The 24,551-nt window shown below is 73.8% G+C and carries 21 protein-coding genes; 10 read left to right on the forward strand and 11 right to left on the reverse strand.

Features of this window, described 5'->3' with window-relative positions; translation table 11 throughout:
* Positions 1–13: 13 nt before the first annotated feature.
* The 4 genes from sucC to SLAV_RS15270 form a co-directional block, all read right to left on the reverse strand.
* Entirely contained in the window at positions 14–1,192 is a 1,179-nt protein-coding gene (sucC, locus tag SLAV_RS15255; RefSeq protein ID WP_030230873.1) for an ADP-forming succinate--CoA ligase subunit beta, read from the reverse strand.
* A 257-nt stretch (positions 1,193–1,449) separates the two neighbouring features.
* A complete protein-coding gene (locus SLAV_RS15260) occupies positions 1,450–2,646 on the reverse strand; it encodes a VWA domain-containing protein (RefSeq protein WP_030230870.1) in 1,197 nt (398 codons plus the stop codon).
* Positions 2,647–2,738: 92 nt separating this feature from the next.
* Positions 2,739–5,009: a DUF5682 family protein gene (locus tag SLAV_RS15265; RefSeq protein ID WP_030230868.1), complete on the reverse strand. Its 2,271-nt coding sequence runs from the start codon at positions 5,007–5,009 to the stop codon at positions 2,739–2,741.
* Entirely contained in the window at positions 5,006–6,112 is a 1,107-nt protein-coding gene (locus SLAV_RS15270) for an ATP-binding protein (protein ID WP_030230867.1), read from the reverse strand. The genes SLAV_RS15265 and SLAV_RS15270 overlap by 4 nt, the downstream gene beginning before the upstream one ends.
* Positions 6,113–6,246: 134 nt before the next feature.
* Here SLAV_RS15270 and SLAV_RS15275 point away from each other — a divergent pair, with 134 nt between their 5' ends.
* From SLAV_RS15275 to SLAV_RS15285, 3 genes are all read left to right on the forward strand, one after another.
* A complete protein-coding gene (locus SLAV_RS15275; protein WP_030230864.1) occupies positions 6,247–7,581 on the forward strand; it encodes an SWIM zinc finger family protein in 1,335 nt (444 codons plus the stop codon).
* 293 nt (positions 7,582–7,874) lie between these two features.
* On the forward strand, positions 7,875–9,515 hold the full coding sequence (locus SLAV_RS15280; protein ID WP_394298620.1) for a DUF5691 domain-containing protein: 1,641 nt from the start codon (positions 7,875–7,877) through the stop codon (positions 9,513–9,515).
* Positions 9,516–9,524: 9 nt separating this feature from the next.
* Positions 9,525–10,988 (forward strand): hypothetical protein, encoded by a 1,464-nt coding sequence (locus tag SLAV_RS15285; protein ID WP_030230854.1) that lies wholly within the window; start codon positions 9,525–9,527, stop codon positions 10,986–10,988.
* Positions 10,989–10,997: 9 nt separating this feature from the next.
* Here SLAV_RS15285 and icmB read toward each other — a convergent pair whose 3' ends face one another.
* Positions 10,998–11,402 (reverse strand): coenzyme B12-dependent isobutyryl CoA mutase small subunit, encoded by a 405-nt coding sequence (gene icmB, locus SLAV_RS15290; RefSeq protein ID WP_030230851.1) that lies wholly within the window; start codon positions 11,400–11,402, stop codon positions 10,998–11,000.
* A gap of 209 nt (positions 11,403–11,611) precedes the next feature.
* Here icmB and SLAV_RS15295 point away from each other — a divergent pair, with 209 nt between their 5' ends.
* The 3 genes from SLAV_RS15295 (at position 11,612) to SLAV_RS15305 (ending at position 14,586) form a co-directional block, all read left to right on the forward strand.
* The gene (locus SLAV_RS15295) at positions 11,612–12,436 is read left to right on the forward strand and encodes an esterase/lipase family protein (protein ID WP_078950363.1); all 825 of its coding nucleotides are present in this window, start codon (positions 11,612–11,614) and stop codon (positions 12,434–12,436) included.
* Positions 12,437–12,469: 33 nt separating this feature from the next.
* Positions 12,470–12,841, forward strand: coding sequence for a hypothetical protein (locus SLAV_RS15300; protein WP_030230846.1), 372 nt, complete (start codon positions 12,470–12,472; stop codon positions 12,839–12,841).
* 254 nt (positions 12,842–13,095) lie between these two features.
* Complete coding sequence (locus tag SLAV_RS15305; RefSeq protein WP_078950362.1) at positions 13,096–14,586, forward strand: M23 family metallopeptidase; 1,491 nt, start codon at positions 13,096–13,098, stop codon at positions 14,584–14,586.
* A 64-nt stretch (positions 14,587–14,650) separates the two neighbouring features.
* Here the strand turns inward: SLAV_RS15305 and pcrA are convergent, their stop codons facing one another.
* Both pcrA and SLAV_RS15315 read right to left on the reverse strand, forming a co-directional pair.
* Positions 14,651–17,143, reverse strand: a complete 2,493-nt coding sequence (gene pcrA / locus SLAV_RS15310) for a DNA helicase PcrA (RefSeq protein WP_030230841.1) — start codon at positions 17,141–17,143, stop codon at positions 14,651–14,653.
* Between the two features lie 125 nt (positions 17,144–17,268).
* Complete coding sequence (locus SLAV_RS15315; protein WP_030230839.1) at positions 17,269–17,583, reverse strand: ArsR/SmtB family transcription factor; 315 nt, start codon at positions 17,581–17,583, stop codon at positions 17,269–17,271.
* A 91-nt stretch (positions 17,584–17,674) separates the two neighbouring features.
* Here SLAV_RS15315 and SLAV_RS15320 point away from each other — a divergent pair, with 91 nt between their 5' ends.
* Together SLAV_RS15320 and SLAV_RS15325 are read left to right on the forward strand one after the other, a co-directional pair.
* Positions 17,675–18,031 (forward strand): hypothetical protein, encoded by a 357-nt coding sequence (locus SLAV_RS15320; RefSeq protein WP_030230836.1) that lies wholly within the window; start codon positions 17,675–17,677, stop codon positions 18,029–18,031.
* A 118-nt stretch (positions 18,032–18,149) separates the two neighbouring features.
* Positions 18,150–19,217, forward strand: a complete 1,068-nt coding sequence (locus tag SLAV_RS15325; protein ID WP_030230834.1) for a C40 family peptidase — start codon at positions 18,150–18,152, stop codon at positions 19,215–19,217.
* A 27-nt stretch (positions 19,218–19,244) separates the two neighbouring features.
* On the opposite strand, the gene SLAV_RS15330 is transcribed toward SLAV_RS15325, so the two are convergent.
* The 3 genes from SLAV_RS15330 to SLAV_RS15340 all read right to left on the reverse strand — a co-directional run bounded on the left by SLAV_RS15330 (position 19,245) and on the right by SLAV_RS15340 (position 22,433).
* Positions 19,245–20,357 (reverse strand): alpha/beta hydrolase, encoded by a 1,113-nt coding sequence (locus tag SLAV_RS15330; protein WP_030230831.1) that lies wholly within the window; start codon positions 20,355–20,357, stop codon positions 19,245–19,247.
* 94 nt (positions 20,358–20,451) lie between these two features.
* Entirely contained in the window at positions 20,452–21,150 is a 699-nt protein-coding gene (locus SLAV_RS15335) for a LuxR C-terminal-related transcriptional regulator (RefSeq protein ID WP_030230828.1), read from the reverse strand.
* Entirely contained in the window at positions 21,147–22,433 is a 1,287-nt protein-coding gene (locus tag SLAV_RS15340) for an ATP-binding protein (protein WP_030230826.1), read from the reverse strand. The genes SLAV_RS15335 and SLAV_RS15340 overlap by 4 nt, the downstream gene beginning before the upstream one ends.
* 131 nt (positions 22,434–22,564) lie before the next feature.
* Here SLAV_RS15340 and SLAV_RS15345 point away from each other — a divergent pair, with 131 nt between their 5' ends.
* Together SLAV_RS15345 and SLAV_RS15350 are read left to right on the forward strand one after the other, a co-directional pair.
* A complete protein-coding gene (locus SLAV_RS15345) occupies positions 22,565–23,872 on the forward strand; it encodes a PspC domain-containing protein (protein WP_030230823.1) in 1,308 nt (435 codons plus the stop codon).
* Positions 23,859–24,083, forward strand: a complete 225-nt coding sequence (locus SLAV_RS15350) for a hypothetical protein (protein ID WP_030230822.1) — start codon at positions 23,859–23,861, stop codon at positions 24,081–24,083. The genes SLAV_RS15345 and SLAV_RS15350 overlap by 14 nt, the downstream gene beginning before the upstream one ends.
* Here SLAV_RS15350 and SLAV_RS15355 read toward each other — a convergent pair.
* Positions 24,047–24,550: a DoxX family protein gene (locus SLAV_RS15355; protein WP_078950360.1), complete on the reverse strand. Its 504-nt coding sequence runs from the start codon at positions 24,548–24,550 to the stop codon at positions 24,047–24,049. The genes SLAV_RS15350 and SLAV_RS15355 overlap by 37 nt on opposite strands.
* Between the last annotated feature and the right edge of the window lies 1 nt (position 24,551).

Consider the following 24,551-nt stretch of genomic DNA (forward strand, 5'->3'; position numbering starts at 1 on the left):
GTGACCTCTGCCCTTACTTCGCAGCCGCGAGCTCGGCGGCCTTGTCGGCCGCGCCGTCCATGGTGTCCACGCGCTGCACCAGCGGGTGGTTGGCGTCCGAGAGGATCTTGCGACCCAGCTCGGCGTTGTTGCCGTCGAGGCGGACGACCAGCGGCTTGGTGACCGCCTCGCCCTTGTCCGCGAGCAGCTGCAGGGCCTGGACGATGCCGTTGGCGACCTCGTCACACGCGGTGATGCCACCGAAGACGTTGACGAACACGGACTTGACGTCCGGGTCGCCGAGGATGATCTCAAGACCGTTGGCCATGACGGCGGCGGAGGCGCCACCGCCGATGTCCAGGAAGTTGGCGGGCTTGACGCCGCCGTGGTTCTCACCGGCGTACGCGACGACGTCGAGGGTGCTCATGACGAGACCCGCGCCGTTGCCGATGATGCCGACCTCACCGTCGAGCTTGACGTAGTTGAGGTTCTTCGCCTTGGCGGCGGCTTCCAGCGGGTTCGCGGCCGCGTGGTCCACGAACTCCTCGTGGCCCGGCTGGCGGAACTCGGCGTTCTCGTCGAGCGAGACCTTGCCGTCGAGCGCGATGACGTCGCCGTTGGCGACCTTCGCGAGCGGGTTGACCTCGACGAGGAGCGCGTCCTCGGCGATGAAGGTCTTCCACAGGGTCACGAGGACCTCGGCGACCTTCTCGGCGACCTCGGCCGGGAACTTCGCCAGGGCGACGATCTCGCGGGCCTTCTCGATGGTCACGCCCTCGTTGGCGTTCACCGGGACCTTGGCGAGCTTCTCCGGGGTCTCCTCGGCGACCTGCTCGATGTCCATGCCGCCCGCGACCGAGGCCATGGCGAGGAAGGTGCGGTTGGTGCGGTCGAGGAGGTACGAGACGTAGTACTCCTCCAGGATCTCCGGAGCGGTCTCGGCGATCATCACCTTGTGGACCGTGTGGCCCTTGATGTCCATGCCGAGGATGTCCGTCGCACGGGCGACGGCCTCGTCCGGGGTGGCGGCGAGCTTGACGCCACCGGCCTTGCCGCGGCCGCCGACCTTCACCTGGGCCTTGACGACCGACTTGCCGCCCAGCTTCTCGGTGGCCTCGCGAGCCGCCTCAGGCGTGTCGATGACTTCACCGGCCAGCACCGGTACACCGTGCTTGGCGAAGAGGTCCCTCGCCTGGTACTCGAACAGGTCCACGCGCGTCCGTCCCTTGTCTTCAAAGATTCGCAGTGATTCGCGGTTGTCTGCTATCTGCGTGGGCGTGCCGCGAAGGGCAACGTGACGGCGCTGTCACAGGGGAGGCGCACACGGTGACCGTGGACGCGGCATGTCCGTCTCGCAGGTTATCCCCGTGGGCCGTAGGTCCCTAAATCGCAGATCACACCTGCGCGGTGATACCTGTCACAGATCGCCTCACGGTTGAACTGCAACTTCGTGTGATCTGCCGATTTGCGTCAGCGTCCGTCCGTGCTGGGCAGGGGCCGCTTCTCCAGTGCCGCCGCCATCACCTCCGGGAACAGGTCGGGGGTGCAGGCGAAGGCGGGCGCGCCGAGTGCGGCGAGCGCCGCCGCGTGTTCGTGATCGTAGGCCGGGGCGCCCTCGTCGGACAGTGCGAGGAGGGTCACGAATTCCACTCCGGCGGCCTTCATCGCCGCGACCCGTTTGATCATCTCGTCGCGTATGCCGCCCTCGTACAGATCACTGATCAGGACGACGACCGTGTCGGCGGGACGGGTGATCCGGGACTGGCAGTAGGCGAGGGCGCGGTTGATGTCGGTGCCGCCGCCGAGCTGGGTGCCGAAGAGGACGTCGACCGGGTCGTCGAGCTCGTCGGTGAGGTCGACGACGGCCGTGTCGAAGACGACCAGGCGGGTCGCGATCGAGCGCATGGACGCCAGGACCGCCCCGAAGACCGAGGCGTAGACGACGGACGCGGCCATCGAACCCGACTGGTCGACGCAGAGGACGACCTCCTTGCGGACCGCCCGCGCGGACCGGCCGTGGCCGACGAGGCGCTCCGGCACGACCGTCCGGTGCTCGGGCAGGTAGTTCTTCAGGTTCGCCCGGATGGTCCGGTCCCAGTCGATGTCGCGGTGGCGGGGGCGGGCGGTCCGCGCCGACCGGTCGAGCGCGCCCGTGACGGTGGCCCGCGTACGGGAGGACAGGCGCCGCTCCAGGTCCTCCACCACCTTGCGGACCACGGCCCGCGCGGTCTCCCTGGTGGTGTCCGGGAGGGCCTTGTTCAGCGACAGCAGGGTGCCGACCAGGTGGACGTCCGGCTCGACGGCCTCCAGCATCTCCGGCTCCAGCAGCAGCGTGGCCAGGCCGAGCCGCTCGATGGCGTCCCGCTGCATGACCTGGACCACCGTGGTGGGGAAGTACGTACGGATGTCCCCGAGCCAGCGCGCCACCTGCGGCGCGGAGCCCCCGAGCCCGGCGGACCGCTCCCCCGCCGGCCGTCCGCCGCCGTCACCGCCGCTCCCGTAGAGCGCTTCCAGGGCGGCGTCCATCGCGGCGTCGCGCCCGGCCGGCGCGTACCCCGTGCCGTCGGCCCCGCCGCCGAGCACCATCCGCCAGCGCCGCAGCCGCTCGTCCCCCGCGACGGCCTCCGCCGCCGCCGTCCCGTCGGCCGTCCGCTCCCGCTCCGTCATCCGTCCTTCCCCCTCCGCTCGTTCCCTGCGTTCCCTGCGTTCCCTGCGTTCCCGCTCCGGCCGCCGCCCCGCCGCCCCCGTGTGCCAGCGCCTCAGCCCGCCGCGGCCAGCAGCAGGCGGGCCAGGGCCTCCGCCGCGTCCGCGCGGGCCGGATCGAGGTCCGGGGCGAAGCCCTCGGGGGCGGCCCGGGAGGCGGAGCGCGCCCGCCCGGCGCCGGGGCCCCGGCGCACCAGCTCGCCCAGGCTCCGCTTCACCCCGGGCTCGTACGCCCCGAACGTCCGCCGCAGCAGCGGCAGTACGTCGACGAAGGCGTCCGGCGGCACCGACACCAGCCAGGTGTCGATCAGGCCCAGCAGCCGCTCGTCGTGCACCAGCAGGGTGCCGCCGCCCGCGTTCCCCCCGGCGAAGCCCTCGATCCAGCCCGCCGCGTCGGCCGGGGCCGCCGCCGGGGACAGCGCGAGCCCCATCAGCCGCGCCGTCTCCTCAGCCGGGAGCCGGCCGCCGTCCAGCAGCAGCCGGGCGGCCCGGCCGCGGATCACCCCGGGTACGGCGTCCCGCCCGGCCAGCGTCCGCAGCACCCCCGACCAGCGCTCGCGCAGCCCCGGGTCGGTGTCCGCCAGCAGGGCGACCGCTCCGTGCACCCCGTCCACGTGCCCGCGCAGCGCCGCCGCCCCGTCGGCGTCCAGCCCGGCCGCGCAGGCCGCGGGCAGGGCCACGCAGATCCGCTCCGCCAGCCCCGCCGCGACCGTGCCCAGGGCCGAGGCGTCGGTCCCCCGCACGTCCCCGTAGCGCAGCGAACGGGCCAGCGCGGGCAGCGCCCCCGCGAGCCGGGCCACGTCCGTGTCGAGCGCCGCCCGGTCGGCGAGGGCCCGCAGCACGGCGGGCAGCGCCTCGGACAGCCCGGCCAGCAGGCACCGCTCGGCCAGCGCCGTGATCTCGCCGAGCTCCCCGGCGCCGCGGGCTTCGGCCTCCGCCCTGGCGGTGGCGGCCCCCGGGACGGTGGTGCCCCAGATCCCGGCCTCGGCCACCCGTACCGACAGCTCGGGCTCCCAGCACAGCCGCCAGGTCTCGCGGAAGGTGCCCGTGCCGGTGCGGGAGGCGGTCGGCACGCCCCAGTCGACACCGAGCAGCCGCAGCCGGTGCAGCAGCAGGGACTTGGCCGCGTCGGTGTCCTTGCGCAGGTCGAGCTCCAGGTCTCGGCTCTGCGCCTCGGCCTTCAGACGCAGGGTGCGCATGCGGCGGGTGAGGTCCCGCTGGAGCGGAACGGCGGGCGCGGTCCCGGGTACCTCGCCGAGCACGTCGCCGACGACGAGCCGGTCCTCGATCAGCGCGAGCGGCACGTCGGAGCCGTCGCACATGACCGCCCGGACGGCCTCCAGGGTCTCGGTGAGCCCGGGCAGCGGTCGGCCCCGCAGGGCGGCGAGGGTCCGGGCGAGGCGGACGGTCTCGATGACGTGCGCCGGGGAGACCTGCCGGTCCTCCTCGCGCAGCAGGCCCGCGACCTTGGTCAGCCAGCGCTCGACGGGCCGGTCGGGGGCCGCGAAGAGGTGCGCGTACCAGCCGGGCGAGGTGATGCCCGCGCCGTATCCGCCGGCCCTGGCGAGCCTGCGGTGGGTCCAGGGCACCCAGGTGGTCTCCACCTTGGTCCTCGGGAGTCCGGTGAGCAGGGCCCGGTCGGCCGCCGCCGTGGTCCGGGCGCGCAGCGCCGGTACGTGCCAGGCCCCGCACACCACGGCGTAGTCCGCGCCGAACTCCCGGCGGGCGGCCCGCATCCGCTGCCGCATGTGCGCCTCGCGGACCAGGTCGCCGGGGCGGCCGCCGTCCCCGTGGGTCTCGCGCAGGGCGCCCATCGCCTCCGCGAGCGCCGCGAAGGGGGCCAGCGGATCGGGTGCGGAGTCCGCGTCCCGGTGTTCGACCACGTCCTCCCACCAGCGCTCCGGGTCGTCGTACCCGGCGGCGCCGGCGAGTGCCGTGAGCGGGTCCACCGGCACGGAGCCGGCTCCGCCGTCGTCCTCGTCCGCGCCGGGGCCTTCGGCCAGCGTGTGCGCGGCCGGCAGGTCGATGAAGCGCACCGGCACGTCCCGGGCCTGGGCCCAGCGCAGGGCGACCCATTCGGGGGAGAAGGAGGCGAGCGGCCAGAACGCGGCCCGGCCCGGATCGTCCGCCGCGTGGGCGAGCAGGGCGACGGGCGGGCGCATGTCCGGTTCGGCGGCCAGTGCCAGCAGGGCGTCCCCTTCGGGCGGCCCCTCGATCAGCACGGCCCGCGGCTGCGCCGCGTCGAGCGCGGCCCGGACCGAGCGGGCGGAGCCGGGGCCGTGGTGGCGCACCCCCAGCAGCAGCGGCTGCGCGGCCCCCGGGCTCATGCGCTCACCTCCCGGCAGGCACGGTAGAAGTCCTTCCAGCCGTCCCGCTCGCGGACGACCGCCTCCAGGTACTCCTGCCAGACGAGCCGGTCGGCGGCCGGGTCGCGCACGACGGCGCCGAGGATGCCGGCGGCCACGTCGCAGGGGCGCAGGACGCCGTCGCCGAAGTGGGCGGCCAGTGCCAGCCCGCCGGTGACCACCGAGATGGCCTCGGCGGTGGAGAGGGTGCCGCTGGGCGACTTCACCTTGGTGCGGCCGTCGCCGGTGACGCCCTCGCGCAGCTCCCGGAAGACGGTGACGACGCGGCGGATCTCCTCCAGTCCCTCGGGGGCGGGCGGCAGGTCCAGGGAGCGGCCCAGCTGGTCGACGCGGCGGGCGACGATGTCGACCTCGGCGTCGGCGGTGGCGGGCAGCGGCAGCACGACGGTGTTGAAGCGGCGGCGCAGCGCGCTGGAGAGCTCGTTGACCCCGCGGTCGCGGTCGTTGGCGGTGGCGATGAGGTTGAACCCGCGGACGGCCTGCACCTCCTGGCCGAGCTCCGGTATCGGGAGCGTCTTCTCGGACAGGATGGTGATGAGGCTGTCCTGGACGTCGGCGGGGATGCGGGTGAGCTCCTCGACGCGGGCGGTCGAGCCCTCGGCCATGGCCCGCATGACGGGGCTGGGGACGAGTGCCTCGCGGCCGGGGCCGTGGGCGAGGAGGCGGGCGTAGTTCCAGCCGTAGCGGACGGCTTCTTCGGGGGTGCCGGCGGTGCCCTGGACCAGGAGGGTGGAATCGCCGCTGACGGCGGCGGCGAGGTGCTCGGAGACCCAGGTCTTGGCGGTGCCGGGGACGCCGAGGAGGAGCAGGGCCCGGTCGGTGGCGAGGGTGGTGACGGCGACCTCGACGATCCTGCGCGGGCCGACGTACTTGGGCGTGACGACGGTGCCGTCGGCGAGCGTGCCGCCGAGCAGGTAGGTGGCGACGGCCCAGGGGGAGAGTTTCCAGCGGGCCGGGCGGGGCCGGTCGTCGGCCGCTTCCAGGGCTTTCAGTTCGTGTGCGAAGGCGTCTTCGGCGTGCGGTCGCAGCGCTTCGCCTGCGGTGTCGGTTCCGGGCATGGTCATGGTCCCCCTCCAATGCTCGGCAGCCGTTCCCGACTGCTGTACCCACCGTGCACCATGCCACTGACAACACCCCCCGATATCAACGTCGTTGCAGGTCAGAGCGATTGTCAGTGGGGGTCTCTACGGTGGTTCACATGACTGGGCAGCAGGTCCGCCGGACGGCGGAACAGGTACTGGCTCTGGCACCTGACGAAGCGTCGCGCAAGGCGGGGGGAAAGCTAGGAGGGGAGGGTTCGTGGACGCATACCGGAGGTTCCGCTTCCGGTGCTGTGTGGGGGTTGTGCAAGGGCAGCGGCAGCACGCCGTACCGGACGGTCGTGGACCTCACGGGACCGGCGTACAAGTGCTCCTGCCCGAGCCGGAAGTTCCCGTGCAAGCACGCGCTGGGACTGCTGCTGCTCTGGGCGCGCCGGGGGGCGGGAGATCCCGTCGCGGCCCCGGACTGGGCCGCGGAGTGGCTGGCGGGGCGGACGGCCCGGGCGGAGCGCCGGACGGCCGGTCCGGTGGACGCCGAGGCGGCCCGCAAGCGGGCCGAGCGCCGGGCCGGGCGGGTCGGGGCGGGGGTCGCGGAGCTGGAGCGGCGGCTCTCGGACGTGCTGAGCGGGGGGCTCGCCGGGCAGGAGCGGTCAGGGTACGCGGGCTGGGAGGAGACCGCGGCCCGGATGGTCGACGCCCAGGCGCCCGGGCTCGCCTCCCGGGTGCGGGAGCTCGGGGCAATACCCGGTTGCGGCGCCGGCTGGCCCGCCCGGATGCTTGAGGAGTTCGCGCTGCTGCACCTGCTGGACCGGGCCTGGTTGGGGGTGTCCGGGCTTCCGGAGCCGCTGGCCGCGACCGTCCGCAGCCGGGTGGGGCTGCCACAGCCGGCGGAGGGGGAGGCCGTCGGGGACCAATGGCTCGTACTGGCCCAGTACGACTCGGTGTCCGCGGACGGCCGGCTCACCACCCGCCGGACGTGGCTGTGGGGGCTGGGGAGCGGACGCCCGGCCCTGGTGCTGGACTTCGGCCCGCCCGGGCGGCCGCCGGAGCTGGCACTGCCCGTCGGACTGGCACTGGAGGCGGAAATCCGCTTCCGGCCCGGCTCGGCGGGACTCCGCGGGGACCTGGGGGACCGCACCGTCACGGCGGCGGTCCCGGGGGTGCCCGAGGGGGTGAGCACCGGCGAGGCCCTCGCGGCCTACGGGGCCGCGCTGCGGGAGGACCCGTGGCTGGAGTCCTGGCCGGTGGTGCTCGGCCCGGTGATCCCGATACCGGGGGAAGCCGGTGACGGGGCCTGGCAGATCGCGGACGTGGAGGGGACGTCCGCGCTGCCGGTGACCCTCGCCCAAGGCCGCTCGCGGTCCGGACTGTGGCAGCTCGCCGCCCTCTCGGGCGGTGGCCCCGTCACGGTCTTCGGCGAGTGCGGCCACCGCGGATTCACTCCGCTGACGGCCTGGGATCCGCACACCGCGGAGCCGGTCGCCCTGGGGTGACCGGGGCCCGGGGGGGGCCGTGCGAGGAGGGGAAGGGCGGATCGGGGCCGGAAGGGCCGGTACCGGAAGGGACCGGAACGACCGGGATCCGCCCTGCACGTCGAGTACCCGGAACGGGGCGCGGGGGCGCCGCCGTACGGGACGAGAAAGCCGGGGGGCTTTGTGATGAACGACAACCACGCCAGCTGACGCATGCCCCGGTCCCGCACAGGGGGCGGGACCGGGGCCCTAACACCGACACGGACACGGACACGGACACGCGAGAAGACGAGGGAGGGGGTCCGGTGAACGACATCGACCAGGCCGGCGGTACGACGACGGCGGACGGGGACGCGGAGCGGCACGGGGAGCGGGACTGGGAGGACCTGGTCGCGACCGCGCTGCTGGGCACCGAACGGCGGGGCGGCTCACCTCAGGCACTGCTCGGCGCGGCGGCGCTGCGGACGGTGCGCCGCCGCGCCGGGCTGCGGCCCGCCGAGGCGGCGCACCGTCCGCGGCCCGCGCCGCGGGACCCGCGCCCGGCTCCGCCGCGGGCCGCCCGGCGGCGGCTCGCCCAGCTGCTGGCGGGCCGCACCGCGGCGAACAACGGCGGCGGGCGGCGGGGGGCCGCCCCGGATCTGACGGAGCTGCTCCCGCAGTGGCTGGCCGCGGCCGGCCGGCACGGCTACCGCGCGCCGGAGGCGCTGGTCCCGGCGCTGCTGGACGCGGCGCGGGCCCGGACCGACCTGCGCCCGCAGGCCCTGGCCCTGGCCGGGGCCCGGGGGCTGTGGCTGGCCCGGATGAATCCGGACTGGCGGTTCGCGCTGCGCGGGGCGGCGGGCGGCGGCGGGGGCCTGCCCGACCCGGCGGACGGCCCGGCGGTGGAACGGCTCTGGGAGGAGGGGCTGTTCGCGGAACGGGTCGCCCTGCTCGGCATCGTACGGGCGCACGACGCGGGGGCCGCGACCCGGCTGCTGACCACGACCTGGCCCACCGAACGGGCTGAGGACCGGCTGATGTTCCTCGACTCGCTCAGGACCGGACTCTCCCCCGCGGACGAGCCGTTCCTGGAAGCGGCACTGGCCGACCGCAGCCGCAACGTCCGGGCCACCGCGGCCGAACTGCTCTCCGCCCTGCCCGGTTCGGCGCTGGCCGGGCGGATGGCCCGGCGGGCGCTGGCCTGCGTGGGCCCGGGCGCCGTCGAACCGCCCGCGGAGTGCGACGCGGGGATGCTGCGCGACGGGGTGGTCAAGCGGCCGCCCGCGGGACGCGGTGAACGGGCTTGGTGGCTGGGCCAGTTGGTGGAGGCCGCGCCCCTGTCCTGCTGGCCGGAGCGGTTCGGGGGGCTCGACCCGGCCGGGATCGTGGCACTGCCGGTGCCCGGGGGCTGGGCGGAGGAGCTGCATGCGGCCTGGTGCCGGGCGGCGGTGCGCCAGCGGGATCCGCAGTGGTCGAAGGCCCTGCTCGGCCCGGCGTCCGCACCGCCCGCGGCGGGTCCGGGGACCGCCTCGCTGGCGGAGCGGGCGAAGCTGCTGGAGACCCTGCCGGAGGGGGAACGGGCCGACTGGGTCGCGGAGTTCGTACGGGCGCACGGCCTGTCGGAGGCCTTCCAGCTGCTCGGCGTGTGCCGGGTCCCCTGGGCCGGGGCGCTGGGCCGGGCGGTGGTCGAGGCCCTGGACGCGGCGCGCGAGGCGGGCAGCTACCCGTGGAGCTTCAGCGGGGTGATGGGCCTGGCCGAACGCTGCCTCGATCCCGCCGAGGCCTCCCGCCTGGAGGCCCTGACCACCCTCGGGGAGGACCACCAGGACACGGAAGCCTCCCAGGACACCTCCCCGGGCGCCGCCGCGTACTGGTCGGAGGCCTTCCAGCGCCTGGTGGCCACCCTGCGCCTGCGCGCGGCGATGCTCGCCGAACTGGCCCCGCCGCCTGATGTCCCACCGGGCCCGTGGAGTTAGGTTGCGCCCATGGTGGCATACGAGGAACTGAGCACGGCCGAACGCCTGGTGTGGGACGCGTTCCCCGGGGGACACCCGATCGACCTGCGGCTGCCGGGACCGGATGGAGGCGTCCCGGAACCGGCCGTGCGGGCTTCGGTACTCAAGACCCTGCTGCTGGGCGAGGGTGACCGGCCGCCGGGGGCGGTGCCCGCCGTGCGGCTGTCGGGGGCCCGGATCACCGGCCCGCTCGACCTGAGCGGCGCGGAGCTCGCCTACGCCCTGCGGCTGGAGGACTGCCGGCTGGAAGGGGAGTTCAGCCTCTACGGGGCCGCCACCCGTACGGTCTCCCTGCTCGACTGCACGCTGGCGGGCGGCATCGACGCCTGTATGGCCCGGGTCGAGGGCCGGCTCGAACTGAAGGGCTCGCGCCTCGCCGGGGCGCTGCTCCTGCGCAACGCCCGGATATCCGGCGAACTGTTCCTGGAACGCGCGGAGATCACGGCGGACGGCCGCTGGGCCCTCGACGCGGGCGGCCTCGACATGGGCGGCGGCATCTGGGCTTGCAAGGGGTTCACGGCACACGGGGGCGTCCGCCTGCCGGGGGCCACACTGCCCGGGGGACTGTTCCTGTCCGGGGCCCGGCTGCACCCCCACCCCTCGGGCACCGCCCTGCGCGCGGCGGACGTCATCGCCTCCACCCTGGTCCTCTCGGACGGGTTCACCGCGCACGGCGCCGTGGACCTGCGGGGCGCGCAGGTGAGCGGCTCGGTGACCTTCGAGGGCGCCGTCCTGAAGGGTGCGGACACCGCTGTGGACGGCTCCCTGATGCGCGCGGCCGTCCTCGACTTCACTCCGGCCGAGCCGCCGTCCGCGGCGGTGGACCTGCGGGACGCCCGGATCGAGGCACTGCGCGACCGGCCCGGCAGCTGGCCCGCGACCGTGCTGCTCCAGGGGCTCGTCTACGGCTCCCTCCCGTCGGGCGGCGGCGACAGGCGCGAGGTGGGGCGGCGCGTGGAGTGGATACGCCGCGAACCGGGCTACGCCCCGCAGCCGTACGAGCAGCTGGCCGCCTGGTACCGGAAGGTGGGGCACGACGACGACGCCCGCCGGGTGCTGCTGTTCAAGCAGCGCCACCGGCGGCGGGCGATGAACCCCGCCGGCCGCCTCTGGAGCCACGTCCTGGACGTCACCGTCGGCTTCGGGTACCGCCCGTGGCTGGCCGGGGTCTGGCTGGCCGCCCTCACGGCGCTCGGCACGGCGGTGTTCGGCAGCCGGACGCCGACCCCCGTCCAGAGCGGACAGGGGCCTCGGTTCAGCGCGCTCGTCTACTCCCTCGACCTGCTCGTGCCCATCGGCAACCTGGGTCAGCGCTCGGCCTGGTACTGGTCGGACCCGGCCGTCCAGTGGGTGGCGTACGCGCTGATCGCGGCGGGCTGGCTGCTGACGACGGCGGCCGTCGCGGGCGTGACCCGGACGCTCAGCAAGAACTGAGCGGACGGATTACGCCTGGCGGACGTTCGCGTTGACCCAGTCCACGATGGAGGTGGTGGTGGCACCCGGAGTGAAGATCTCCGCGACGCCCTTGGCCTTGAGCGGGGCGATGTCGTCCTCGGGGATGATCCCGCCGCCGAAGACCTTGATGTCCTCGGCGTCGCGCTCCTTGAGGAGTTCGAGGACGCGCACGAACAGCGTGTTGTGCGCCCCGGAGAGGATCGAGAGGCCGATGGCGTCCGCGTCCTCCTGGATCGCGGTGTCCACGATCTGCTCGGGGGTCTGGTGGAGGCCGGTGTAGATGACCTCCATGCCGGCGTCCCGCAGCGCACGCGCGATCACCTTGGCGCCGCGGTCGTGGCCGTCGAGACCCGGCTTGGCCACCACCACACGGATCGGACCGGTCACACCCATCGCACTGCCTCCCGAGTGAACGAACGTTAAGTACAGCATTGCGCACGCCGCCGTTTCGCGGTCAACCACGAGGGGGAAATCACACGTGGGACGCCGCTGATTCACCACCGCCCGGTCGCCCCGTCACCGCGCCGACAGCCGCACGGCACGGTGACGGGGCCGTGTCGGCGGCACGGCCCCGCACCCAAGAGGTCCAGGGGAGGCCGTCCATGGGGCTGATGACCGCGCCGCCGTCCGTATCGCGAACGGGTGCCGCACTGCGGGCCGCGCTGCTGGAGGCGGTGGTGCTCGCCGGGCACCTGCTCCTCTACCCGACCGGCGTGCGGTCGGAGGACCCCGCGCCGGCCGGCGGCCCGGCGCCGCTCCCGCCCGTGCTGCTCCTGCACGGCTTCACCGACAACCGCTCGGTCTTCGTCCTGCTGCGCCGCGCCCTCGGCGCGGGCGGCCGGCGCCGCGTGGAGACGTACAACTACTCCCCCTTCACCCGCGATCTGCGCGTCACCGCCCGCCACCTCGCCCGCCGCGTCGAGGAGCTGTGCGAGCGCAGCGGGCAGGACCGGGTGGACCTCGTCGGCCACAGTCTCGGCGGACTGGTCGGCCGGTACTACGTCCAGCGGCTCGGCGGCGACGCGCGCGTGCGCACGCTGGTCACCCTGGGCACCCCGCACGAGGGGACCCGGGTGGCCCCGTTCATGGACGCGCACCCGCTGGTCCGCCAGATGCGTCCGGATTCCGCGGTGATGGCGGAACTGCGCGCACCCGTGCCCGGCTGCCGGACCCGCTGCCTGGCGTTCTGGAGCGAGTTCGACGCCCTGATGGCGCCCACCGGCACGGCCCGGATCGAGCACCCGGACCTGGATGCGACGAACATCCAGGTCATGGGCATCGGGCACCTCGCGCTGCCCGTCCACCCGGCCGTCATCACCGCCGTCCGCCGCGCGCTCGACGGCCCGGTCCGCGCCACGGACGCAGCCTCCCGTCCCACCGAAAACCTCCGCCCCACGGGAACCGAAGGGGAGAGCCGGGCCATCTGAGCCTCCGAGAGGTCCGCGCACCGGGGAGGGCGGATGGGCACCGACAGCGCGCCGCGCCGCGGACTGTGGGCGGCGGGTCTGGCGAACCTGGCCCTCGGCGTGCCCGCGACCGTCCCCTTCCACCTGCTCTGGTGGGTGGTGACGGAGTACCTGCCCATGGACTGCCACAGCACGGACGACCTCGCCGACCCGAACCTCGGCAACTGCGACTACACCACCCTCGACCACTCCACGGGCGTGCTGTTCCTGCTGGTCGTGACCGGTGTGCTGCTGCTCGGGGCGGTCTTCGTCGTCGACGCCGTCCTGCCCCCGAAGGAGCGGCGGCGCGTGTGGCTCGGGTCGGCCGCGCTCATACCGGTGCCGTTCGTCCTGCTCCTGGCGCTGGCCTCGTCCGGCACCGACTGACGGTCAAACGGAACTCGAACGAATTTCGAACTCAAGGCCAAGGCTCGGTGATACGGCGACCGAAAGGCCGCCGAATGCCCGGTTCCCCCGAGACCGGAACCCGTCGAAGATTGTCGTGGCGAGTAACCGCCGGGTACAGTCACGCCACTGCTCTCCTCCGGTGAACCTTGAGTTCCCGGCCACCCAGGCCCCCCACTGCCGAGGCGAAAGAGAAGTTGGTGAACGACCGCCCGACGTCGGGCCAGTATCCCGAAATGGGATACGACGGCCTTTCCACCACCACTTTCGCTGGTGACCAGGCATACGTTTCCTACGAAACGCAGGGTCAGGGCTACCAGTACGTCACGGACTACGGCATCGGCGGCGCCTACGAAGCCCCCGCGCACACCGGCTCGTACGACACCACCGCGTGGGCTCCGCAGGAGGGCCACCTCACCGGCGTCCCCTCCCAGAGCGTCCCCGAGGACACGACGGGAGCGGGGGGCTGGGCCACGGACACCGGCGCCTGGAGTGCCCCGGCCGTCGACTACGCGTCCTCGCCCGCGGCCTTCGCCTACGACCCCACCGGCGTGGACCAGAGCGGACATTGGACCCTCCCCGGCTACGGGCAGGACACCGGCACCTACGACGCGACCGCCTGGAACGGCGGCGCCGCCGCCGACCCGGCCACCGCCACCGCCACCGCCTATGCCGGCTACGAGGCCACGACCGTCGTCCCGGCCGTCCCCGCGTCCGACACCGCCGCCGACCCGTACGACGCGGCCGACTCCTACGGCGACGCGTACGCCGACGACGAAACCTCCGTCTTCGAGCCGCTCGCCTTCACGGTCGACGAGGAGCCGGAGTTCACCGACGTCGTGCACGACCTGCCCACGCAGGCCATGCCCGTCACCCCCGCCGAACCGCGCGCGGCGCGCCGCGCCACCGGCAGGAACAACGCCAAGGGCAACGCCAAGAGCGGCCGGACCAAGGCCAAGGGCGGTGACGGGGAAGCGCACGCCGGCAACCGTCGCCGCTCCCCCGCCAAGCGGTCCGCGCTGCTGACCGTGGCCGTCCCCTCCGTCTGCGTGATGGGAGTCGCGGGAGTCGCCGCCGCCTCCGTCGGCGGACTCACCGGCGCCGACAAGCCGGCCGAGGAAACGACCACCATGGCCGCGGCCGACCCCGCGTCGGTGAAGCCGGTCGCGGCGAACAACAAGCTCGACACCCAGCTGGCCGCGCTCAGCGCCGACGCGGGCGACTTCGCTGACCGCGCGAGCCGCACCCAGGAACGCATCGACCTCAAGCAGCGCCAGGAAGACGAGAAGAAGAAGCGGGCCGAGGAGGCGGCGGCCAAGGAGGCGGCCCGCCCCAAGTTCGCGATCCCGGTCACCCAGCACGGCCTGAGCGCCGGGTTCGGACAGGCCGGCGGCATGTGGATGTCGGTGCACACCGGCATCGACTTCCCCGTCTCCTACGGCACCCCGGTCATGGCCGCCACCGACGGCACCGTGCGCACGCAGTGGAACAGCGCCTACGGGAACATGGCCATAGTGACCTCGCCCGACGGCACCGAGACCTGGTACTGCCACCTCAGCAGCACCAAGATCCGCTCCGGCAAGGTGCAGGCCGGTGACGTCATCGCGTACTCCGGCAACTCGGGCAACTCCACCGGCCCGCATCTCCACTTCGAGGTACGGCCCGGCGCCGGCGCCGCGATCGACCCCGCGTCGTGGCTGCGCAGCCACGGCCTGGACCCGACGTAACCGCACGCCGGACCCGACCGGACCCGACCGGACCCGACCCAGCCGGGCCGGACGGCCGCCTCCGCTACAGCTTCTGGACCGGCGCGTAGCGCAGCAGGAGCCGCTTCGGCTTGGCGTCCCCGAAGTCGATGGTGGCCTGCGCGTCCGCGCCCGCTCCCCTGACCTCCATCACGGTGCCCAGCCCGAACTGGTCGTGCGTGACCCGGTCCCCGACCGCCAACGCGATGACCGGCTTGTCGGCGGCGCGGCGCGTGGCGAACCCGGACGGACCCGACTTCGTACGCGACGAGGACAGGAACGCCTCGGGCGAGGTCCCGAACGAGGACCTGCCACCGGACGACGAGGACGAGGACGAGCCGTACCCGGAGCCGCGCACCGGTCCCGCCGGCTTCTGCGAGGCACCCGTCCGCTTCCACTGGAGGTACTCGGCCGGGATCTCCTCCAGGAACCGCGAGGGCGGGTTGTACGAGGGGGTGCCCCACGCGCTGCGCATGCTGGAGCGGGTCAGGTACAGCCGCTCGCGGGCACGGGTGATGCCGACGTAGGCGAGGCGGCGCTCCTCCTCCAGCTCCTTGGTCTGCCCGAGCGCGCGCATGTGCGGGAAGACCCCGTCCTCCATGCCCGTCAGGAAGACCACCGGGAACTCCAGGCCCTTGGCGGTGTGCAGGGTCATCAGCGTGATGACGCCGCTGCCGTCCTCGTCCTCGTCGGGGATCTGGTCGGAATCGGCGACGAGCGCGACCTGTTCCAGGAACTCGGCCAGGGTGCCGGGGTTCGACTCGTCCCGGGCCTGCTCGAACTCCAGTGCCACGGCGGCGAGTTCCTGGAGGTTCTCGATGCGCGTCTCGTCCTGCGGGTCGGTCGACGCCTGGAGTTCGGCGAGGTACCCCGTGCGCTCCAGGACCGCCTCCAGCACCACGGCCGGGCCCGCGCCGGAGTCGACGATGGTCCGCAGCTCCTCCATCAGCACGTTGAACCGCTTGACGGCGTTGGTGGAGCGGGCGGCCATGCCGAAGGCCTCGTCCACGCGGCGCAGCGCCTGCGGGAAGGTGATCTTCTCGCGCAGCGCGAGCGCGTCGATCATCGCCTCGGCCCGCTCGCCGATGCCGCGCTTGGGCACGTTCAGGATGCGCCGGAGCGGGACGTTGTCCTCGGGGTTCGCCAGGACGCGCAGGTAGGCCAGGACGTCCCGGACCTCCTTGCGCTCGTAGAAGCGGACGCCGCCGACGACCTTGTAGGGCAGTCCGACACGGATGAAGATCTCCTCGAACACGCGCGACTGCGCGTTGGTCCGGTAGAAGATCGCCACGTCGCCGGCCTTGGCGTCGCCGGCGTCGGTGAGCCGGTCGATCTCGTCGGCGACGAACTGGGCCTCGTCGTGCTCGGTGTCCGCGACGTAGCCGGTGATCACCGAGCCGGAGCCGGCCTGGGTCCACAGGTTCTTCGCGCGGCGGTTCTCGTTGCGCTCGATGACCGCGTTGGCGGCGGACAGGATCGTCTGCGTGGAGCGGTAGTTCTGCTCCAGCAGGATCGTGGTCGCGTCCTTGTAGTCCTCCTCGAACTGGAGGATGTTGCGGATCGTCGCGCCGCGGAAGGCGTAGATCGACTGGTCGGCGTCACCCACCACGCACAGTTCGGCGGGCGGCAGGTCCGGGTAGCCGGGGCCGACGAGCTCGCGCACCAGGGTGTACTGGGCGTGGTTGGTGTCCTGGTACTCGTCGACCAGCACGTGGCGGAAGCGGCGCCGGTAGTGCTCGGCGACGTCCGGGAAGGCCTGGAGCAGGTGGACGGTGGTCATGATGATGTCGTCGAAGTCGAGCGCGTTGGCCTCGCGCAGCCGGCCCTGGTACATCGCGTACGCCTGGGCCAGGGTCTTCTCGAAGCCGTCCGCGGCCTGTGCGGCGAAGGCGTCCTCGTCGATCAGCTCGTTCTTGAGGTTCGAGATCTTGGCGTTGAAGGACTTGGGCGGGAACTTCTTCGGGTCCAGGTCCAGGTCGCGGCAGACGAGCGCCATCAGGCGCTTCGAGTCGGCCGCGTCGTAGATCGAGAACGAGGAGGTGAAGCCGAGCCGCTTCGACTCGCGGCGCAGGATCCGCACGCACGCGCTGTGGAAGGTCGAGACCCACATGGCGTTCGCGCGCGGGCCGACGAGGCCCTCGACGCGCTCCTTCATCTCACCGGCGGCCTTGTTGGTGAAGGTGATCGCCAGGATCTGGCCGGGGTGGACGCCGCGCGCGGACAGCAGGTGTCCGATGCGGTGGGTCAGCACCCGGGTCTTGCCGGAACCGGCGCCGGCCACGATGAGCAGCGGCGAGCCCGCGTGCACCACGGCCGCGGCCTGCTCGGTGTTCAGCCCGTCCAGGAGCACCGCCGGGTCGATGACGGGCCGGGGGGCGCCGTCCCGGTAGTACGCGTCCCCGCTCATGGGCGCGTCGAACCGGCCCCCGAAGAGGTCGTCCGCGCCCGGCTCCGGGGCGGGGTGGTCCTCGGGCGGGGGCGGCACCTCGTCGGAGGGGGTGAGGTCCGCCAGGAAACTGTCGTCAAAGAGGCTGCTCATCGCCTTCCGAGTTTAGAGGCCGGGACCGACAGCCGGTCCCGGCGCCGGAAAATCGCTCGGAATCCGCACGCGGACGCGACGCCCGTGCCCGGGACCGCGGCACCCGCCGGGGCCCCCGGGACCGGCTAGCCGGCCCGCAGTACGACGTCCAGCAGGCCGGGGAAGCGGGCGTCGAGGTCCGTGCGGCGCAGGGCGAGCAGGTGCTTGCGGCCGCGGGGGTGCTGGAGGATCACGCCGCTCTCGCGCAGGGTCCTGATGTGGTGGGTGACGCTGGAGCGCGGCAGGTCGGGGACCACGTCCCCGCAGCAGGACTCCTCGCCTGCGGCCAGCCTGCGGACGATCTCCAGCCGGGCGGGGTGGCCCAGCGCCGCGAGGACCGCGGCCAGCTCGATCCGGTCGGCGGCGGGATGGGTCGGCTCGGCGGCGGCAGCGGGCGGCATGGGACCACCCTACGCAGGTCCGCCGCCGGCCCCCGGCCCCGCCCGAACACCGCCGTCGGGGGCCCGTGGGCCGCCCCGTACGCTCGACGCCATGACTGTCCTCACCAATGCCTTCGTCGGCCTGCACATCATCGGCATCGCCTCCCTCCTCGGCGGTTTCCTCACCCAGATGAAGGCCATGGGCGCCGGCACCGCCCGCTTCGTGCCCGCGATGCTGCACGGCGCGCTCACCATGCTGATAACCGGCGTCCTGCTGGTGGGCTTCCGCGAGATGGGCGACGGCGCCCCCCTCGACCACGTCAAGATCGGCGTGAAGCTCGCGGTCCTCTTCGTGATCCTGGCGATCGTCTACGTCAAGCGCGACGAGGAGCACGCGGAGAAGGGCCTCTTCGCGGCGGTCGGCGGACTGACCGTCGCCAACATCTTTATCGCCGTCCTCTGGCACTGACCGCCCCTTCCCGGTCATCCGCGGTCGGAGACGGCCAGTTCGGGGCAACTCGTCATCGCCCCGTGACCTCCGGGTTTAGCGTCCTCCCCCAAGACCGACGGAAGGACGTGAGGCCCCCGTGGCCAGTCATCGAAAGCCCCGGCAGCGCCCGCTCTCCAGCGGCACCGTACGCACCGCCGCCACCCTCGCCCTCGCGGGCGCTGCCACCGCCACCGCCTTCGAAGGCACCTCGCACGCCGACCCCCGGACCACCCCCGCCCAGGTCAAGGCGGAGGTCGACCGGCTCTACGGGGACGCCGAGGCGGCGACGGAGCGGTACAACGGGGCGAAGGTGAAGGCCGACGAGGCCGAGCGCGCACTGACCGGCCTGCGCGACGAGGCCGCCCGCAAGGAGGACCGGCTCAACACCGCCCGCCGCTCGCTCGGCGCGCTGGCCGCGACCCAGTACCGCAGCGGTGGCCTCGGCCCGGCCCTGCAGCTGGCGATGGCCACCGACCCGCAGGACTACCTGGAGCGGGCCTCCCTCCTGACCCGGGCCGGCGACCGCACCGCCGCGGACGTGGCCTCCGTACGGCGCGGCCTCGACGAGGTCGGGCAGCTGCGCGCCCGGGCCGCCGGGCAGCTCGCGGACCTGCGGGCCCGGCAGGACGAACTGGCCGGGCAGAAGGCCCTCATCGAGGACAGGCTCGCCACCGCGCGGCGCCTCCTGGCCCGGCTCACCGCCGAGGAACGGGCCGCCTACGAAGCCCGGTCGGGCACCGGCGGCACCGGCCCCGCCCCGGCCGGCGCCCCCGGCGCCGCCGCCCCCGCCCCCGCCCCGCCGGCCCCCTCCGACGGCTCCCGCGCCGCACGGGCGGTGGCCTTCGCGTACGCGGCGATCGGCAAGCCGTACGTGTGGGGCGCGACCGGACCGGGCTCCTACGACTGCTCGGGCCTGACCCAGGCGGCCTGGAAGTCGGCCGGGGTCTCCCTGCCCCGCACCACCTACACCCAGATCAACGCCGGACAGCGCGTCACCCGGGACCGGCTCGCCCCCGGTGACCTGGTCTTCTTCTACGCGGGGGTGACCCACGTCGGCATGTACGTCGGCAACGGCCAGATGATCCACGCCCCGCGCCCCGGCTCCACGGTCCGCCTCGCGCCGGTGGACTCGATGCCGTGGGCGGGCGCCTCCCGCCCGGCGTAGCGGCTACGGCTACGGCTACGGCTACGACTACGGCGCCTTGACCGTCTTGCTCAGCCAGTCGAAGGTCTGCGGGATCTGCTTCGACCAGGACTCCAGATTGTGGCCGCCGGTCACCTTCTCCGCGTGCACCGTGGTCGGGTTCTGCGCGAGCCCCTTGAGGTCCATGCCGGACAGGTAGCCGTCCTGCTCGGCCCCCGACATCCACAGCGCGACCGCCGGCGGTGCGGGCTGCGCCTTGAGCAGCTCCTTCAGGTTGTGGGTGCGGCGCAGCTCGGGGTCCTTCGCGACCAGCGAGGAGGGCTCCTGGCCGGGGTCGTTGTACCCGGAGAGGGACACGGCCGCGCTGTAGCGGTCGGGGTGCAGCACCGCCAGCTTGGCGGCGCAGTACGCGCCGGCCGAGTACCCGGCCACGCCCCACGTGCGGGCCTCGTCGGAGGCCCGGAAGTTGTCGGTGACCATCTTGCGGACGTCGACGCTGAACCAGCTGTCGGCGTTGACCTTGCCCGGGAGGTTGGCGCAGCCGGTGTCGGCGTTGCCCAGCAGCATGGCGCGCGGGGAGACGAGGATGAAGGGCTGCACCTTGCCCTGCTTCATCAGCGGCTCCAGCACCTCGTGCGCCTTGAGCCCCTGGAACCAGGACTTGCCCGTCCCCGGGATGCCGGGGATGAGTTCGACCACGGGGAACTTCTTGTCCTTGTAGGCCGGTTCGTCGTACTGCGGCGGCAGCCACACCATGACGTCGCCCTTGACCCCGGAGATCCTGCCGTCCAGCTCGGTCTTCTGCACGCGCCCGCCGAGGCCCTCGACCGGCTCGAACTTCTGCCGCACCTTCGGCTCGGCCTTGACCTCCTCGGCCTTCTTGCCGCCGAGGCCGTCGGCGCCGAGGTCGGGGGCGGCGGTGACGTACTTCCCGGTGCCGAACAGGTCGCCCCAGCTGGCGTAGAAGTTCATGTCGCGGTTGATCGCGACGAACACCAGCGCCACGGCGGTGGTCTGCGCGAAGAGCACCATCGTGCCGCGCACGGCGAGGCGCGCCGCGGCGGGGCCGCGCACCTTGCTCCACACGGCCAGCGGCAGGACGACGGCGATCACGGTCAGGGCGACCACCGTCGCGAAGAGAGGGGTCCCCGTCAGGCTCATCACGCCACCCAAGACCCGCCGCGCGCCCCCGCGGTTGCCCCCGGCCCCTGCGGTGTGGATCACATCGCGGGGGCCGGGGCCCCGACGGCCGGGCTCAGACCAGGCGGCGGGCGGTGGCCCAGCGGGTCAGTTCGTGCCGGTTGGAGAGCTGCAGCTTGCGGAGCACCGCGGAGACGTGCGATTCGACGGTCTTGACCGAGATGAACAGCTGCTTGGCGATCTCCTTGTACGCGTACCCGCGCGCGATCAGCCGCAGCACCTCGCGCTCGCGCTGGGTGAGCCGGTCCAGGTCCTCGTCGACCGGCGGCGCGTCCGTGGAGGCGAAGGCGTCCAGCACGAAGCCGGCCAGCCGGGGCGAGAACACCGCGTCCCCGTCCTGGACCCGGTAGACGGAGTGCACGAGGTCGGTGCCGGTGATGGTCTTGGTGACGTAGCCGCGGGCACCGCCGCGGATGACGCCGATGACGTCCTCGGCGGCGTCCGACACCGACAGGGCCAGGAAGCGCACCGGGTTCTCGGCCGCCGCCATCAGCGGGGCGCAGCGCCGCAGCACCTCGACCCCGCCGCCGCCGGGCAGGTGCACGTCGAGGAGCACCACCTCGGGGCGGGTGGCGGTGATGACGGTGACGGCCTGGTCCACGTCGGCGGCCTCGCCGACGACCTCCACCCCGGTCCGCGCGGTCTCCCCGATCTCCGCCTGGACCCCGGCGCGGAACATCCGGTGGTCGTCGACGAGCACGACCCGCACCCGCCTGGTCTCGGTCCCGTTCACAGCGCTGTCCTCGGTGGTCATGCCGCCCTCTCCATCTCCAGCTCGACTTCCGTGCCGCCGTCGGGCGCGGACCGCAGCCGGGCGGTCCCGCCGTTGCGCTGCATCCGGCCGATGATCGATTCTCGTACGCCCATGCGGTCGTCCGGTACCGCGTCGATGTCGAAGCCCGGACCGCGGTCCCGTACGGACACGAACACCGTGCGGCCCTCGACCTCCGCGTACACCTGTACCGGGCCCCCGTCGCCACCGTACTTGGCGGCGTTGACCATCGCCTCGCGCGCGGCCTGGACCTGGGCGCCGAGCCTCTCGTCGAGCGGGCAGTCGCCGACGACGACGACCTCGATGGGCACGCCGTGGTGGTCCTCGACCTCGGCCGCCGCCTTCTTCACGGCCTCGGCGAGGGTGGCCGGTTCCTCGGCCTCGTCCTTGCCGGTGCCCTCGGGCTTGTACAGCCAGTTGCGCAGCTCGCGTTCCTGGGCGCGGGCGAGGCGGCGCACCTCGCCGACGTCCTCGGCGTTGCGCTGGATCAGGGTGAGGGTGTGCAGCACCGAGTCGTGGACGTGGGCGGCGACCTCGGCGCGCTCCTGGGCGCGGATGCGCATCAGGCGTTCCTCGGACAGGTCCTGGGTCATCCGGATCAGCCAGGGGCCCGCGAGCAGGGCGACGCCGACGAGGACGGCGAGGGTGGCGGTGAGGACGTTGCCGAGCTGGGCGGCGGAGCCCCGTACGACGATGAACACCGTCAGGCCCATGCCGACGAGGACCACCCCGGCCAGCGCGCGGGCGCCCTGGAGCAGGCGCCCGTGGCGTCCGGCGGCGGCGCTCCAGTGGGCGCGGCGGGCGTTGTCGGCCTGCCGCCAGACCAGGACCACGCCGGCCCCGACGAGCAGCGTCGGCCAGATGTAGCGGCCGTTGGCGCCGCCGACGCTGAGCTGGGAGAAGAAGATGCCCGCGCCGACGGCCAGCGCGACCAGTCCGGACACCGCGCCCTTGTCGGGCTTGCGCAGGCGCCGGGTGCCGTCGGGCAGGACCTCGAAGAAGGAGTGGTGTCCGGTGCTGCCGCCCACGCCGAGCGGGACGAACACCCAGAACGCCGCGTAGAGCAGCACGCCCAGCCCGTCCCCGAACATGAACATGCCGAGGAAGGCGAGCCGGACCCAGATCACCGGCAGCCCGAGGTGGCCGGCGAGGCCGCGGGCGACGCCGCCGAGCATCCGGCCGTCGGCACTGCGGTAGAGCTTGCGCTGGGGGACGTCCTCGCTGTCGGGCGCGTGCGGGGGTCTGGGTGCGGCGGCTACGGGCATGACACCAAGGGTCACACGCGCGGGCGGGGCACGGCATCAGGGCGGTCCCCCAGTTCCTCCGGGGGGATATCAGGGTTGCGCCAGGGTCGGCCCCGGTGCCACGGCGCCGGGCGGGCCGTCACCATGGACCCATGACCGACGTACACGACGCTCCGCCGGAGCGGCCCGGGGCACCCGCCCCGGCCGACCGCCCACCCCTGCGCCGCAGCAGGCACGACAAGGTCCTCGCGGGCGTGTGCGGCGGCCTCGGCCGGTACTTCGGGCTGGACCCGGTGGTGTTCCGCATCGTGCTGGGCGTGCTCGCCGTCACCGGCGGCGTCGGCCTGATCTTCTACGGGTTCGCCTGGCTGCTGCTCCCGCAGGAGGGCGAGGAGGACAGCGAGGGCAAGAAGCTGCTGACCGGCCGGGTGGAGGGCTCCACCCTGGCGGCGGTGTTCAGCGCCCTGGTCGGCTGCGCCCTGTTCCTGACGATGATGGACAACGGGGTGCTGGGGGCCTTCTCCGTCCTGGTCATCCTGGCGCTGGGCGCGGCCTCGTACTGGTCGCAGCGCCACCGCCGGGCCCCCGAGGCGGAGGCGGAGACCCCCGCGGCGCGGCCCGCGCCGCACCGCCCCGCGCCGCCGGAGACGCAGGCGCCGCCCGTGCCCGGCAGCCCGTCCTGGTGGCGGGACCCGCTGGTCAAGGACGGCACCACCGGCCCGGTCGGGACGACCGGGTACCTGTGGGGCCCGGACGACGAGGACGGGCGGGCGCAGGCGGGCGCCGCCCCGGCGAAGCCGCACGCGGGCGGCGCCGCGCAGTGGTCGCGCGGCGGGATCGGGGGCCGGGTGTTCGTGCTGGCCCTGCTGGCCGGGGGCGGCGCCACCGCCTCGGTGTGGCACGGCAGTACGCTCGGGCACGCCCTCCAGGTGGGCTTCGCCGCGGCGCTGGCCGTCTTCGGGCTGGGGCTGGCGGTCAGCTCCGTCAAGGGGCGCACCGGCTTCGGCACCGTCCTGCTGGGCATGATCACCGCCGGGCTGCTCGCGGTGTCGGTCGCCCTGCCGCGCGAGATCGGCACCGACTGGCACAACGTCGACTGGCGCCCGGCGGCGGTGGCCGACGTCCGTCCCGAGTACCGCTCGGGCACCGGGCTGGCCACCTTGGACCTGAGCCGTCTGGACGTGCCGAAGGGCGCCACCGTCTCCGTCCGCGCCACGATCGAGGCGGGCCGGCTGAAGGTGATCGTGCCCCGGGAGGTCACGGCGCGGGCCGACGTGTCGATCCGGCTCGGCGACATCCGGTTCCCCGGGGAGGGCGGCCCCGACGTCCGCATCAAGAGCGGTGGAGAGACCCGGCGGGCGAGCCTGCCCCCCGCCGTCGGCACCGAGGCCGGCGGGACGATCGAGCTGCACCTGGACGCGGGTGTGGGACAGGTGGAGGTGGCCCGTGCGGCGTCATGAGTTCCAGCCGGGAAGGCTGCTGGCGGGGCTGGTGCTGGCAGCGGTCGGCGGGCTGTACCTGCTCGACGCGGCCGGCGAGACCGACCTGCCGTGGTTCCTGGTCGTCCCGATGGCCGCGGGCGGGCTCGTGCTCGCCGCGCTGGTCGGGACGGTCACCTTCGCGGTGCGCCGGGATCAGCGCGACCGGCGCAGGGAATCCAGCGACAGGTAGGGCGCCCCGGCCATGACCAGCGGGATCCAGGCCATCAGGTAGATCAGGTCGTTGCCGTAGTAGTACGGGGTGGCCGCCCAGGACACCGTGAGCCACAGGCTGAGGGAGATCAGTGCCCCGCCTGCGGCCGCGATCCGGGTCAGCAGTCCGGCCAGGGTGCCGAGGCCGACGAGGACCTCACCGATCGCGATGGCGGCGCCGAACCCGACGGGCGCCTTCAGCGCCAGGTCCACCAGGGCCGGGACGCCGGCGGTGTCCCGGACCCCGCGCATGATCTCGCCGATGGAGCCGGTACCGGTCGCGGAGAGGAAGGCGGGGTCGGTGAACTTGTCGAGCCCCGCGTACACGAAGGTCACGCCGAGGAAGATCCGCAGGGGAAGGAGCGCGTGGCGGGAGGCCGTCTCCCGGAGAACGGAGATCCGTCTCCCTGAGGTCCGCCGCACGGAAGGCACGTCAGTTCGGGTCACT

The sequence above is a fragment of the Streptomyces lavendulae subsp. lavendulae genome (assembly GCF_002803845.1).
GTDB lineage: Bacteria > Actinomycetota > Actinomycetes > Streptomycetales > Streptomycetaceae > Streptomyces > Streptomyces lavendulae.